The organism is Filifactor sp. (genome assembly GCF_057248345.1).
Genome location: NZ_DBHIIC010000035.1, coordinates 1 through 15,331, shown reverse-complemented (window position 1 = coordinate 15,331; position 15,331 = coordinate 1). Strand labels below are relative to the sequence as shown.

Annotated in this window: 14 protein-coding genes; 1 reads left to right on the top strand and 13 read right to left on the bottom strand. The window is 31.8% G+C overall.

What is annotated here, in order from left to right:
- A partial coding sequence (locus tag ACO5GE_RS06315; RefSeq protein WP_484830077.1) for a pyridoxal phosphate-dependent aminotransferase occupies positions 1 to 1,022 on the top strand: 1,022 nt, incomplete at its 5' end.
- A gap of 191 nt (positions 1,023 to 1,213) precedes the next feature.
- Here ACO5GE_RS06315 and ACO5GE_RS06310 read toward each other — a convergent pair.
- The 13 genes from ACO5GE_RS06310 to ACO5GE_RS06250 form a co-directional block, all read right to left on the bottom strand.
- Positions 1,214 to 2,842, bottom strand: coding sequence for a uridine kinase family protein (locus ACO5GE_RS06310; RefSeq protein WP_484830076.1), 1,629 nt, complete (start codon positions 2,840 to 2,842; stop codon positions 1,214 to 1,216).
- An 84-nt stretch (positions 2,843 to 2,926) separates the two neighbouring features.
- On the bottom strand, positions 2,927 to 3,478 hold the full coding sequence (gene lepB / locus ACO5GE_RS06305) for a signal peptidase I (protein WP_484830075.1): 552 nt from the start codon (positions 3,476 to 3,478) through the stop codon (positions 2,927 to 2,929).
- A gap of 49 nt (positions 3,479 to 3,527) precedes the next feature.
- A complete protein-coding gene (locus ACO5GE_RS06300; protein ID WP_484830074.1) occupies positions 3,528 to 7,748 on the bottom strand; it encodes a PolC-type DNA polymerase III in 4,221 nt (1,406 codons plus the stop codon).
- 112 nt (positions 7,749 to 7,860) lie between these two features.
- The gene (gene ispG, locus ACO5GE_RS06295; protein ID WP_484830073.1) at positions 7,861 to 8,910 is read right to left on the bottom strand and encodes a flavodoxin-dependent (E)-4-hydroxy-3-methylbut-2-enyl-diphosphate synthase; all 1,050 of its coding nucleotides are present in this window, start codon (positions 8,908 to 8,910) and stop codon (positions 7,861 to 7,863) included.
- Positions 8,911 to 8,935: 25 nt separating this feature from the next.
- Positions 8,936 to 9,961 (bottom strand): RIP metalloprotease RseP, encoded by a 1,026-nt coding sequence (gene rseP, locus ACO5GE_RS06290; RefSeq protein WP_484830072.1) that lies wholly within the window; start codon positions 9,959 to 9,961, stop codon positions 8,936 to 8,938.
- 122 nt (positions 9,962 to 10,083) lie between these two features.
- Positions 10,084 to 10,872, bottom strand: a complete 789-nt coding sequence (locus tag ACO5GE_RS06285) for a phosphatidate cytidylyltransferase (protein ID WP_484830071.1) — start codon at positions 10,870 to 10,872, stop codon at positions 10,084 to 10,086.
- 114 nt (positions 10,873 to 10,986) lie between these two features.
- Positions 10,987 to 11,709 (bottom strand): undecaprenyl pyrophosphate synthase, encoded by a 723-nt coding sequence (gene uppS, locus ACO5GE_RS06280; protein WP_484830070.1) that lies wholly within the window; start codon positions 11,707 to 11,709, stop codon positions 10,987 to 10,989.
- A gap of 81 nt (positions 11,710 to 11,790) precedes the next feature.
- Positions 11,791 to 11,994 (bottom strand): hypothetical protein, encoded by a 204-nt coding sequence (locus tag ACO5GE_RS06275; protein ID WP_484830069.1) that lies wholly within the window; start codon positions 11,992 to 11,994, stop codon positions 11,791 to 11,793.
- Position 11,995: 1 nt separating this feature from the next.
- Positions 11,996 to 12,553, bottom strand: a complete 558-nt coding sequence (gene frr / locus ACO5GE_RS06270; protein WP_484830068.1) for a ribosome recycling factor — start codon at positions 12,551 to 12,553, stop codon at positions 11,996 to 11,998.
- Between the two features lie 2 nt (positions 12,554 to 12,555).
- Positions 12,556 to 13,269, bottom strand: a complete 714-nt coding sequence (gene pyrH, locus ACO5GE_RS06265) for a UMP kinase (protein ID WP_484830067.1) — start codon at positions 13,267 to 13,269, stop codon at positions 12,556 to 12,558.
- Between the two features lie 148 nt (positions 13,270 to 13,417).
- Positions 13,418 to 14,212 (bottom strand): carbon-nitrogen family hydrolase, encoded by a 795-nt coding sequence (locus ACO5GE_RS06260; protein WP_484830066.1) that lies wholly within the window; start codon positions 14,210 to 14,212, stop codon positions 13,418 to 13,420.
- A gap of 28 nt (positions 14,213 to 14,240) precedes the next feature.
- Positions 14,241 to 14,762, bottom strand: a complete 522-nt coding sequence (dcd, locus tag ACO5GE_RS06255) for a dCTP deaminase (RefSeq protein ID WP_484830065.1) — start codon at positions 14,760 to 14,762, stop codon at positions 14,241 to 14,243.
- A 361-nt stretch (positions 14,763 to 15,123) separates the two neighbouring features.
- The coding region (locus ACO5GE_RS06250; protein ID WP_484830064.1) for an SPASM domain-containing protein at positions 15,124 to 15,331 on the bottom strand (208 nt) is incomplete at its 5' end.

Below are 15,331 nucleotides of genomic sequence, written 5' to 3'. Positions count from 1 at the left end.
TAAAAGATATTCGTGATTTCAGTTCCAATATCAATCCATTTGGAGCCAGTCAAAAAGCATTGGAATATGTTAAACAACACCTTCAAAATGTATCCATTTATCCGGATCCTGAATATCTTAAACTAAAGCAATCGATTTCTTCATATTCAAATGCTAATATAGAAAATATTATTCTTGGAGAGGGCGCAACAGGACTGATATCTAAATTTATTCAATTTGTGAATCCAAAACGTTCTATGGTTATGATTCCTGCTTACTCAGAATACCACTCTGAATTAAATAAAATTGAAGGAAATACTATCTTTTCATACTCATTAAAAAAAGAAAATTTTTTTAGAGGAAATATTTCAGATGTAATAGAAAAGAGTAATGAAAAACAGGTAGATATTCTTATTTTATGCAATCCAAACAATCCTACAGGAAGTATCTTTTCACAAGATGACATTTGCCGCCTTATGGAACATACATCTTGCTATGTGATGATTGATGAAACTTATATTGAATTTACCGATAAAAATAAATACTCATCTACACCGTTGACAACAAAGTACAAAAAATTGTTTGTCATAAGAGGAACAAGTAAATTCTTTTCCACTCCAGGAATTCGTCTTGGATATGGACTTTGTTCAGATGAAAGAGTCTTGGATTTTTTCCAATTACACACAGATTTGTGGAATATCAATATCATTGCCACTATGATGGGTGAGAAAATGTTTATTGATACAGATTATATTGAGGAAACTTCCCAAAAGATATGTACAGAGCGTGACTATTTAATGAAAGAATTATCTTTTTTTGATCAAATTAAAGTATATCCTTCTTATGGTAACTTCATTCTATGTGAGATTATTTCGGACAAATTCGATGCTGACTACCTTTACGATAAACTTATTCCTGATGCTTTAGCAATTCGAAACTGTGCAAACTTTGAAACATTGAATGAGAAATTTTTCCGCATTTGTACTTTATTACCAGAAGATAATCAAAAGTTGATTCATAGTCTGAAAAACATACTCTCATAATAAAGTTAAAAATTTTTTATCTTCCAATATAAATATCTATAATATGGTAACTTATCATGTTAAATAATTTTTTATTGAGTTTTAAAATCATCTATAAATAAAAAAGTACCTTAGAAATACTAGGGTACTTTTTTCATAGTCCTAAAATAATATAATTATTCTATAATATTAAATAAAGATAAATAGTACATTTATACTAGTGTAGAACCACCTATAAACTCTCTTACTAAAGATGTTGGTGGAATATCTATTTCCAATTCCATTTCATCAAAAAACTGTAAAAATTTTTCCAATCTACGAGTTTCACTATAAACCTCGCTTTTACTATCAATTCCTTGTAACATAGGATATACAATTTTTTTTAATACAGATAGTTCATAGATAAGTGCAGAATTAAACATAACATCTGCGTTCTCTTGATATGGGAAAATATACTTCTGTTCTGCTTTTTTGAGTTTATCAAAAGCCTGAATGACAGCTTGTGGCGTTTTTCCTCTTGTTTGGGTATCACGTGCCATTCGACGAATCAATCGTAGATCGGACGTTGAGATTTTGTTATGACTATCTAAATTTATCTGAGTTAATGGACTCACATAAATTCTAAACTTATTTCCATCAGGAATTTGATTGGTCAATTTTGGATTCAGACCATGAATTCCTTCCAAAATAATCGGTTGTTTCTCTTCTACTTGTATTTTTTTTGTTGGATCAAAGTATTTTTTTCCTTCCACAAAATTAAAAGTAGGTAAAACAACTTCCTCACCTGCGATGATTTCTGCCATTTGACGATTGAATAATGCAATGTCTATTGCATCGACAGTTTCAAAATCCGGTTCTCCAAACTCATCTAAAGGAGTTTCTTCTCGATTCACAAAATAATTATCCATTGAGATAGTGATTGGGGAAAGTCCGTTCACTTTTAACTGTAATTCCAACCGATGAGCAAAACTTGTTTTTCCAGAACTTGATGGTCCAGCTATCAAAATAATTCTCCCTTTTTCGCGATTGTTTAGAATCATATCTGCAATCTCACAAATCTTTTTTTCATGTGCAGCTTCTGTAACTCGAACAATCTCTCTATACTCTCCACTTCGAATAGCAGAATTCCATTCGTGTACATTGCTGACACCCATTATTTTCCCCCACTCAGATGCATTCTTATATACTTGAAACAATTTTGGTTGAGGAATAAATTTTGTTGGCTTAGAAGGATCTTTTTCGGATGGACCTAATAAAACAATTCCATGATTATACAGGTGGAGTGAAAACACTTTTAAATATCCCGTAGACGGTACCATATAACCATAATAATAGTCCTGGAGCCATCCACATCGATAAATATGGGTCATAGACGAATCTTTGTACTGCAACAATTGACTATTATTGGAGGATAATTTATCCGCATTCAAATGTTGAATGGCTTCTTCCCTTGTATAAGAAATCCTTTCAATCAAAATATCTTCTTCTACAAGTTCTCTCATTCTTTTTTCAATTAATCGAACATGGGCACTCTTCAATAGTTCTTTGTACTCGATATCAAAATATATTCCATTTTGTAATGAATGTTTTACAGTCACAACAGCTCCAACCAGAACTTCTCTAGCTGCACGGGTAAATAAAAACGTCAAAGATGTCATGTAAATTCTTCGACCATCATTATCTGTAATATCTAAAAAATTAATTTCTGATTGTTCCTCTACATCATATGATAAAGGATATAAATTATTATTTACTTTTACCGCCAATGGCGTATGATCTTGTTTTAGATGAGATTGCTCTTTCCACAAGTCTTCTAACTTTTTTGTTTTTTTAATTTTCATATGAAATCTCCTCTGTTTTTTCAACAAACTCTATTTTTTTCATAACAAGAAGTATAGTGATTCGAATTGAGATAGAATCAATTTTTATTCCGGTAAAAAGTCTGTCGTAATTTTATTGAAAGGAAATAATCTCAATGTTACTTTTCCAATAATACTTTCTTTTGAAATCATCCCTACTCGTTCATCACGACTATCACTACTATTCAAACGATTATCACCCATAACAAAATAATGATTTTCAGGCACAACAACTATGATATCACGATCTGTTATTCCATCCTTGATATACTGTTCATTGAGTTCTTCTCCATTTCTATAAACCATACCATCTTTTACTTCAATGATATCTCCCGGTAACCCTATAACGCGTTTTACCAAATCTTTTTTCTTTTTGGAAGATTCTCCGTCCAATGAAATATTGGAATGAAATACAACTATATCTAAATAATCTATTGATTTATTTTTATAAGCTACTCGATTCATAATAAGGTAATCATTTGGATATAGAGTCGGAACCATTGACTCTCCTTTCACTATTGTAGGTTTAACAAAATGTGTAATAATTAATGCTAATATTCCTGCAATAACAATAACCTTTATCCACTCAAATACTTCACTTTTAATTTCTTGACTCATATCAATTCCTCCATAACATTTATTATTAAATTTATTATATTTGTTTCTCTTAAAAAAGAGAAAGTTGATTAGTGTCAGGTAACCCTTGTAAACAACCATGATTTTTTAACGTTTCGATGACCATTTTACTGGACTTGGTTCTTATCCTAAAATCCTCCAAAGAAATAAACTCTGACTTAGCAGCTTCTTCTTTAATTTTTTCGGCTACTGTTAGCCCCAGTCCAGGAATACTAACCAGAGGTGGTAAAATCTCATCATCCACTACATAAAACTTTTTGGAATCTGACTTATAGATATCTACTTGGTTCATTTTCACACCTCGTTGGTACATCTCATAAGCTAATTCTAAAACCGTGATAAATCCTGACTCTTTGGCTGTTAAACTGTTTTCTTTTTGTTTCAATTCTTGATATGCGATCATAACAGCTTCTTTACCGCGACAAATTAAGTCAACATCAAAGTTATCTACTTTTGTACTAAAACAAGCTGCATAAAACGCTTCTTTATGATACACCTTGAAGTATGCAATTCTAAATGACATCATTACATAGGCTACCGCATGTGCTTTTGGAAACATATATTTAATTCGCTTACAAGAAGTAATATACCAATCTGGTACTTGATGGCTTATCATACATTCTTCTTGTTCTTCTGTAAGACCTTTACCCTTACGAACATTTTCCATAATCTTAAATGACATTTTAGAAGGCAATCCTTTTTGAATTAGGTAATTCATTATGTCATCTCTTGTAGAAATAACATCTTTCAAAGTAACAGTGTTATTTCTTACTAAATCTTGAGCATTATTAACCCATACATCAGTTCCATGGGAAAGACCTGAAATACGAATCAATTCAGCAAATGAATGAGGATTTGTATCCATTAACATATGTTGTACAAATCTTGTTCCAAACTCTGGAATACCTAAGGTGCCTGTCTCACATTGAATTTTAGACAAATCGCAATCAATTGCATCAGTAGACGTAAAAATTGTCATAACTTTTTCATCATCCAATGGAATTTCCGTTGCAACAACATTTGTCATATCTTCTAAGTGTCTAATAATAGAAGGAACATCATGCCCAAGAATATCTAACTTCAAAATACGTCCACTGATAGAATGATAATCAAAATGAGTTGTAATCACTCCAGATTTCTTTTCGTTCGCAGGGTATTGTATCGGAGTAAAATCATAAATATCTTTATTTTTAGGACAAACCATAACACCTCCCGGATGCTGTCCGGAAGTTCTTTTTATCCCTGTACATCCTAACTGTAAGCGTTGTTTTTCAGCATTATTTGCAACTAACTGGTTTTCTTCTAAATACTTAACAACATATCCATATGCGGTTTTTTCTGCAACTTTTCCAATTGTTCCAGCACGAAATACATAGTCTTCTCCGAACAAATCTTCTACAAACTTATGGGCTTTTGGTTGATATTCTCCAGCAAAGTTAAGATCAATATCCGGTTCTTTGTCTCCTTCAAATCCCAAAAAAACTTCAAAAGGGATATCAAAACCATCTTTTTTCAGTTCTTTGCCACAATGAGGACAATGTTTGTTCGGCATATCTACTCCCGCTCCAAACTTACCGCTTTCCATAAATTCTGAGAACTTACATTCTTCATTTTCACAAATGTAATGCGGTGGTAACGGGTTAACTTCTGTAATATCACTCATTGTTGCAGCAAATGAGGAACCGACAGACCCTCTTGAACCTACTAAATATCCATCTTCTAAAGATTTTGTTACTAATTTTTGTGCAATAATATACATTACAGCATATCCATTCCCAATGATAGAATTCAGCTCTCTTTCGAGTCTTTTTTCGACTATCTCAGGTAAAGTGTTTCCATAAATTCGTTTTGCTTTATCATAACACATATTTCTAAGATTCTCTTTTGCACCTTCAATTTCAGGTGGAAATGTTCCATCGGGAACTGGCATTATCTCTTCAATTGAATCGGCAAAATCATTTGTGTTTTGCACAACAATCTCGTGAGCGATTTCTTTTCCCATATACTCAAACTCATCTAACATTTCTTGCGTTGTTCGATAGTATAGGGCGTGATCAATTCTATCATCTTTTTTCTTTTGCCCATACCGTAAGATATGACGATAAATACCATCTTCAGGATTCAAATAATGAACATTTCCTACAGCTACAGTCATTATTCCCGCTTTAGCAGCTGCATCATAAATTCTCTGATTAATTCTTCTCAAATCATTTTCACTCATATCGAATCTAGTACTAAAAAAACTACGATAGGTGCTAACAGGCATTACTTCTGCAAAATCATAGAATTTTATTTTTTCATCTATTATAGAATGTGAAACACCTCTTTCAATTTCTTCTCTTACACCACCAAATATTTCTCCGTTTTCACCGCCTGTACCAACCAATAAACCTTCCCTATGTTCAACGAGTTCACTCTTTAAAATACGAGGGATACGATAAAAATGTTTGATATGTGAAAAAGAAATTAATTTGTATAAGTTCCTTAATCCTACAGAATTTTGAGCAAATATAGTAATAGATTTATCTCTAATAGTATCAATATTTGTTTTTGTAATTTTTTGATTTACTTCTGCTAATGTTGTTACACCACGCTCTTCTAACATATTCAAAAATTTTAAAAAAATTTGGGCTGTTGCTTCTGCGTCATCTACGGCTCTGTGATGATTTTCTAAAGAGATGCCCAATTTTTTAGCAACAATATTTAATTTGTGCTTTTTCAAATCTGTTAACAAAGCTCTAGACAATTCGACGGTATCTATAGCAATCCTATCATAAGGAATATTCAATCTCTTGCAATTTTCTTTAATAAATGATGTGTCAAAATCACTGTTATGAGCAACAAAAACACTTTCTTTACAAAATTCCATAAACCTTGGCATAACTTTCTCTATTGTATCTTCATGAAGCACCATTTCATTGGTAATAGAGGTTAACTCCGTGATATTATAGGGAATCTCTCTTTTGGGATTTACAAATTCACTAAACCGATCTACAATATCTCTATTTTTTATTTTAACAGCACCGATTTCAATAATCGCATCATTGATACTAGAAAAACCCGTTGTTTCAATATCAAATACAACAAACTCCTGATTTAAGTCTTTGTCATTAAACTCTTTTAAGATATTAGACATATCATCAACTAGATGACCTTCTACTCCGTAAAGTACTTTTATTCCTGTTTTTTTTGCACTTTCCATCGCATCTGGAAATGCTTGAACAACTGCATCATCAGTAATTGCTATGGCCTTATGTCCAAATTCTTTTGCTGCTTCCAACAATTCTTTTGTACGCAGCAGCCCTTCCATAGAAGACATTGAAGTATGAGCATGGAGTTCTACTCTCTTTTTTTCGTAGTTATCGAACCGTTTTTCTTCTTTACTTGGCATCATGGAAGAAATCATCACAACTAATTCCTGCGCATAAGTATCATAAGTTACGTTACCCAATATTTTCACATAATCTCCATTCGATAGTTGCAAGTTATCTTCTTTCAAAAATAATTTGCAGCTAATGGAATCCGTTTGATCAGTAATATTGAAAAGATAGAGGTACTTTTGATTTTTCATCTGTCTTTTATCCAGAGCAAATATCTTCCCTTCCAAAACAACTTTTTCCATTGCCTGCCGTATTGTTTTAAGTGGAACAGATTCTCCTGAAAAAATCTTTCCGTACATACAAACAGAATCTATATTTTTTTTGTCATTTGAAGTTTCACATGTATTTATTTCCATCTTTTGAACAAGTTCTTCTAAATAATCCTCTTGCTGTTTTTGATAATTTTCCATTAAAAGTTCAGAAGAACCACACACAAACAGTACTTCCATTGCAATTCCCAATTCTCTGCGTATTTTTTCAGATATTACTATATCTAACTTGTTATTTTTCAAGTTATTATGTAAAAATTTCTGAGAAACACAACATTGTAATTTTTTATGCTCTGCATCTATCTCAATCGTAACATTATTTTTCATCCCATTTAACGATGGATATTTTCTAAAGAGATATTCTTTCAAATTAGATAAGTAATCTGTCCAAAATTTTTCATTCTTTTCAATATTTGAATATTGTACAGATAAAACAACAGGACATTGCAACAACTCTGATAATTCTTGTTCATGTTTCTCAATCTCAAAATCATTTAAAAAATGTGTCAGTTCCAAAAGGAAGACAACTGTATTACTGTCTCTCAAATATTTAATGTAAATAACACTGAAATGATTTTTTTCAAAATAAGATTTTAATTTCATTCTTCACTCTTTCTATTTATTTACTCTTGAATAATAATGATACCATTACCTGTAAATTTTCTCTTATAGGGAAATAATCCTTGTCAACACTATTTATCGACAAGGATATCAGTTACATTTTATCAATTTCTTTAAGAAGCTCTACTTCAATATCTGCCTCTTTTATCTTTCGCACAACTTGTCCCTTTTTAAATAGAATCGCTTCACCCATCCCACCAGCTATTCCAATATCTGCTTCCTTCGCTTCTCCAGGTCCATTTACAGGGCAACCCATAATTGCCAATGTAATTGGTTTGTGAATATCCTTAACTGCTTTCTCAATCCGTTCTGCCAAAGGGATCAAATCAATTTTTGTTCTTCCACAAGTAGGACAAGAAATAATTTTAATATCTTTATCATACAAGTCCAAAGACTTCAAAATATCTTTTGCTATTACAATCTCTTCTACTGGATTTGCAGTTAAAGATACACGAATAGTATCACCTATTCCATTGATCAATAAATTTCCAATTCCAATTGAGGATTTTACAGCACCGCTTCTTACTCCTCCTGATTCGGTAATTCCTAAATGAAGAGGATAAGAGGAAATTTGAGAAAAACGGGTATATGCTTCTATCGATCGAAAAATATCACTAGCTTTTAAAGATACTACAATATCATAAAAGTCCATTTTTTCTAAAATGGAAATATGTTCTAATGCACTTTGAATCATAGATTCTACCACTGTACGATCTTCCGATAAGACATTCTTGTCTAAAGAACCTCCATTTACTCCTATTCTGATAGGAATTTTTTTTGCTTTAGCCATTTTAATAACAGCTTTTACTTTTTCTTTTCCACCAATATTTCCAGGATTGATTCTCAAAGCATCAATACCATTTTGCATCACTTCCAAAGCTAAAGTATGATTAAAATGAATATCGGCAACCAAAGGGATATTCACCCTTCTTTTTATTTCTCTTACAGCTATCGCAGCTTCATGAGTCGGAATCGCTAATCTCACGATTTGACAGCCTTCTTTTTCCAATTCCAAAATTTGAGCTACCGTTTGAGCAACATCTTCTGTTGGTGTATTTGTCATAGATTGAATAACAATAGGATGATTACCACCTACCATAACTCCACCCACATTTACTGCTCTTGTGTTTTTTCGATTTATCATCAATTTTCCCCTATCTTAATTATACTTAAAAAAATATACGTACAATGTCTTTGTATGTTACTAGAGCCATAAGTCCCAATAAAAATGCAAAGCCTACTATATTAATTCTGTTCTCCCATTTCAAAGATAATTTTTTCCCTTTTCTCAACAATTCAATAATAGAAATCAAAATTCTACTTCCATCCAATGCAGGAATCGGTAATAAATTCAAAATTCCTAAATTCAAACTAATTATCCCTGTAATATACAATAGGTATTCTGAACCTACTTTTGCAGTATGAGAGACTGCTTGAATAATACCAATTGGTCCAGATAAATCATTTGTGTTTGCTCTTCCGGTAATTAGTTGTTTCAAAAATAATAGCATATCTGTTCCAATCAATAATGTCATAGAAAATCCTCTTTTAACGGACGGAAGGAATCTATGCTCTATTTTGGGTGTTATTCCTATCATATAACGCCCATCTTTTAAAACCGGAACTATATCTACAGTCTTTTTCTCTTGTTTATCTGTGACAATATCTATCACAATGATAGTATCTTTCTCAACTTTTGAAATTTCTTTTGTGACGTCTTCCCATCTGTTAGTAGTAACTCCATTGACAGCAACAATACTATCACCTTCGGAAATGCCAGCTTGATATGCCGGATAATTTGGTAATACTTGATTTACAATATTTTCTTCATATCCAACAATACCAACAAATAAACAAAATGATAATATAGCAAAAATAATATTCATTACCGGCCCTGCCAAAGCTACAGCAATCTTTTGCTTTGGTTTTTTGTTGTTGAAATCCTCCTCGGGCAAACAAGGAACTTCGCCATCACCTTCAAAAGGACTCATTCTTACAAATCCACCCATTGGTATACAGTTGATTGAATAGACTGTATCATGATATGTTTTTTTGAATAGACTCGGTCCCATTCCTATTGCAAACTCATAAACTCTAACATGATTCTTCTTAGCAACTATAAAATGTCCTAATTCGTGTATAAAAACCAAGAAACCGAAAATCAACAATGCGATTATTGTATGAAAAATTTCCATTACCTCCTCCAATCTATACTTTTTTGTATGTTAACTATATTTTACAAAGTATTTTATACCAAATTAAAACCCATAAATTTAGTTTTTTTGAAAAAATTTTGTATAAATTTTACAAAATGAACCTACTTTATAAAAATTTTAATTACAACAAAAGCATAGTATACAAAAGGTGCAGTAAATAAAACACTATCAATACGATCCAATACTCCTCCATGACCTGGAATTAATTTTCCATAATCTTTTACTTCAAACAACCGTTTAATAGCTGAAGCAAACAAATCACCTATTTGAGAGATTATACTCCCTACAATAGCAACTCCAATAATTGGAATTATATATTTTGTTTCTCCTAAATAAAATATATATATCTCACAAGAAACAACTGCACCGATTATTCCGCCAACTGCACCTTCTATTGTCTTATTTGGACTAATTTGCGGAATCAGTTTACGCCTCCCAAATAATTTTCCACTAAAATAAGCAAATGTGTCTGTTGCATAGGCCAAAATAAAAATGAACCATACATAAGAATGAGAAATTAGTTCTACTTTAAAAATATAACTAAGAGAAATAGAAATGTAGAGATACGATAAAATATTCAGTCCCAATTCTTCTACACTTAATTTCTTTCTAATCATATAAATCGCACCTAACACGAGAAGGAAAGGTGTCATATTATAATTTTTTCCTATTTCTGCTTTTGAAAATAATAAAATGAATGTTAGAAAAGTGAAAAAATATAACTCTTTTTGTAATACACGATATCCTTTTTTTTGAAAAACATGCGTCATTTCATATATTCCTATCAAAGCGGCACCACATAGGAAGATAAACATATATATTCCACCGTAATGTACGCAAAATAGTAAAAAAGGAATCAACACCAACGCTGATAAAAATCTAACCAACATATCTAAATTACTCCTATTTCTTAATAAAGAATCAAATATTATTATTTAGTCTCTTCTACATATTATTCTTTTTTTACTCACAAAACAAGAAATTTATGACAAAAATTTACCATATTACTTTGCTCCACCATAACGTCTATTACGATTTTGGAAATCGTGTAAAGCTTGATATAAATCTTCTTTTTTAAAATCAGGCCAATTGATGTCTGAAAACCAAAATTCTGTATATGCAGCTTCCCACATCAGAAAATTTGATAATCGCTGTTCACCACTGGGACGAATAATCAAATCAGGATCAGGTAGAAAGTGAGTATCTAAAAATTCTCTCAAAAAGTTATCATTCACTTTATCTAAATCAATTGGGTCTTCTCTGTCTGATAAAACAATTTTTTTGATTGCTTGAGAAATATCTCTCCTACTTCCATAATTTAATGCCACTGTCAAAACCAAACCAGTATTGTTTTTTGTAAATTCTTTTGATTCTATTAACTTGTTATATGCTGCCTTAGGTAATTTTTCAATATCTCCGATTGTCATCAATTTTACATTTTGTTCATGCAAATTTCTTAACTCCCTGGCGAGATATTCAACTAATAAATTCATAATTCCTGAAATTTCTAAGCCAGACCGTTTCCAATTTTCTGTTGAAAACGCATATACTGTCAAATATTTTATTCCTAAGTGATTACATTCTTCAGTAATTCTTTTTAAAGTCTCTACTCCCTGTTTATGTCCAAAATTTCGGGGCATCATTCTCTGCTTTGCCCATCTTCCGTTTCCATCCATAATAATTCCAATATGGGTTGGCATATATGCTTTGTCTAGTTTCTCCAACATAACTATCCTCTCAAATTCCTAATAATGCAGAAATAAGTAGTCCTTGACTTTTTCCTTACCATCAAAGAACTACTTATATCCCTACCTGTTTATTCTTGTAAAAAAATTGCTAGCAATTACCTGTATCCTATCAGTTTCACGAACGGCAACAACATAGGGCTCTTTTAAGAGCTCCTTATCTTTTTTTCCTTGTGTTTTTAAAATATCAAAAGGTATTTTTTTGTTTTTCAAAAAAATAACTGCTTCTTTTAAAGATTTTCCAATCAAATTTTGATATTTTAACATCTTATACTTCCATAATTTCTGCTTCTTTTTTTGCAACTATAGAATCAATTTCTTTTGTATATTTTTCAATAATATGTTGCACTTCGTCTAATGCTTTTTTTGCATCATCTTCCCCAAGTTCACCGTCTTTTTCTATTTTTTTAATCTTGTCATTTGTATCTCTTCTTGCATTTCTAAGAGCTACTTTTGAGTGTTCTCCTGTTTTAGAAACCAATTTTACCAATTCTTTTCTTCTTTCTTCAGTTAATTGAGGTATGCTGATGCGAACAACTTCTCCATCATTGGTAGGATTAAATCCCAAATCAGATGCTAAAATTGCTTTTTCGATTTCTTTCAATGCAGTTTTATCCCAAGGTTGAATCATAATTGTTCTTGGATCAGGAGAAGAAATTCCTGCCATTTGTTTCAATGGCGTCTGACTTCCATAATAGTCCACAGAAACCTTATCTAACATTGCTGGATTTGCTCTTCCAGCACGAATCACGCTTAATTCTTCTCTCAAAACAGAGATTGTTTTGTTCATTTTATCTTCTAATTCAATATGCACATCTAATTTCATAACTATTCTCCTTCTACAATTGTTCCTATTTTTTCTCCATCAACAACTCTAATGATATTCTCAGGATCTTCCAAAGAAAATACTCGAATTGGAATATTATTATCCATACATAACGATGTCGCTGTAGAGTCCATTACTTTTAAATTCTTTTGTAAGACATCTATATATGTCAAATGATCAAATTTTTTAGCATCTGGATTCGTAATCGGATCATCATCATATACTCCATCCACTTTTTTAGCTAATAATATCACATCCGCATCAATTTCAGCAGCTCTCAAGGCTGCTGCGGTGTCTGTTGAAAAATAGGGGTTTCCTGTTCCAGCACCGAAAATTACAACTCTTCCTTTTTCCAAGTGTCTCATTGCTCTCAGACGAATGTATACCTCTGCCATCGCTTGCATTTCGATGGCTGTTTGTACTCTTGTATCTACTCCGATATTTTCTAAAGCAGAGCGCATCGCCAATGAATTGATGACTGTCGCTAACATTCCCATATGGTCTGCTGTAGTTCGATCCATTCCTTCCCCACTACGACCTCTGAAAATATTTCCACCTCCGACAACAATCGCAACTTGAATCCCTCTGGAAGTCAATGTTTTAACTGATTTTGCAATATTGGAAACAACCACATTGTCAATTCCAACACCTTTTCCTCCAGCTAATGCCTCGCCACTAAGTTTTAACAGCACTCGCTTATACTGAACACTATGCATAATCTCCCTCCAAGTTAAATTTAAAACTCACACTTTATTTCAAAAAGTACATTTTTCTTAACATTTATTATATCGTAAATATAGATGACAAACAATTAAAAAAAATTTTTTGTCCCTCTTTTCCAGTATTTCAAATCAATATTTATTTTTACTTAAATGAAATATCGTACAAATTTGTTCTCCTATCTTGATAAACATTCAAAGTAGTTCGAATTTCGTTTAACTTATCAAAGTCAATTTCTCCATATACCAAGCCATCCTCTTCCAGACCATTAGCAATATTCACTCCCCAAGGATCAAAAATGGCAGATTCTCCTGCAAACTTTCCTTTTGTTGTCAAAGAAGCAAAGTTGCATCCTACTAGGAACAGTTGGTTTTCAATAGCTCTTGATTGAGTTAACGCTTTCCAATGAGGTATTCTTTTAATTGGCCATTCAGAAACACAGAACAACACTTCTATATCACTTAATGCATAAAGTCTTACCCATTCAGGGAATCTGATGTCATAACATATGATTACACCACATTTTATACCGTCTAATTCAAAAAAACCAACTTTATCTCCTTTTGCAAAATAATTCTCTTCTCCCGAGAAAGAGAACAAATGAACTTTATCATACTGAGCTATTTGATTACCATCTCTATCAAACACATAACAACGATTATATATCTTTTCATTTTCCAGTACTGTAACTGAGCCTCCTACAATGTTAATATGGAGTTCTGATGATAAATCTGAAAAAAATGTTTTTGTTCTTGTACCATCTTTATCAGCCAATTCAAATAATTTTTCACTCATATGAAAAGCTGTATTCCATAATTCAGGTAAAACGACTACATCTGCTCCTTCTTCATGTGCTTTTCTAATCCAACGCTCCGCAGTATCATAATTGTAATCCGGATTATTTTGATCGATGTTCATTTGAATATTAAATACTTTCATATCAAATCTCCTTTTTCCATTTCATTGGTTATTTCTCAAAATCCTTATATAACAAACTTGTCTGAATATCTTGATTCCCTTGATATTTTCCGCTTGAATAATTCTCATATTCTCCACAAATTGTATGATAGTATATCTGACATATTTCAACATTCGGATATATCTTTATCGGATGAATCGAATGAATTTCCAAGGTCCAAAAACCTTTAAAACCTACATCACCAAAACCGGCGGTAATATGAATAGAGAGGCCTAATCTTCCGACAGATGAACGACCCTCCAACATTGGAACCAAATTTTTTGTTTCTGTAAACTCGACTGTTCTTCCTAAATAGAGTTTAGTTGGCTCTAATAATAATCCTTCTTCAGGGATAACTATCCTTTTAAAGGCGTTTTTTTCTTTCATATCCAAAATATCACCTTCATATACTAATAGCTCATTATGCAACCTTAAGTTATAACTATTCGGATTTAAACGAGTTGAATCAAAAGGCTCAATTATAATATCTTCTCCCAGTCTTCGAAAAATTTCTTTTCCTGATAGTATCAAAAAGTTTCCTCCCATCGTCACTTCATACAACGATATTTATGATTCAAAATAAGTTCTGTTATATTTCTAAATAAATACAGTTAGATTATAACATAACTCATTCAAAAATCAATCTTTTGTAAACACGATGATATGAATAGAATAATATGTTTACAAAACTAGGTATTTGATTAATTAGTTATAATCATGTCTTCACTAAACATCATTTATTTTTCAATTGCAACAAATCAATCTTTTTGTTCAATTACTAGATTAATTTTTTAATATAGATAGAAACAGGAGCAATTAAAAGAAATACTTCTTCAATGCTCCTGCTCTTTATTGTATCATATAGTATTCTCCAATTATATCAGATCCTCAATCAGTTTAAATTTTCATTTTGCTCTGCTACCTTCATCATAATCGCACATTCTATTCTCTTTTTAAAGAGTTTACATCCATAATCATATACACCAGCAATACTTCCGGTAGCATGGTAAGAATTAGCAGCACATCCTCCTGAACAATAGAGTTTTGCCCAACAATCTTTACATTCCTCTCTACTATAGATATTACATGTACCAAATTCT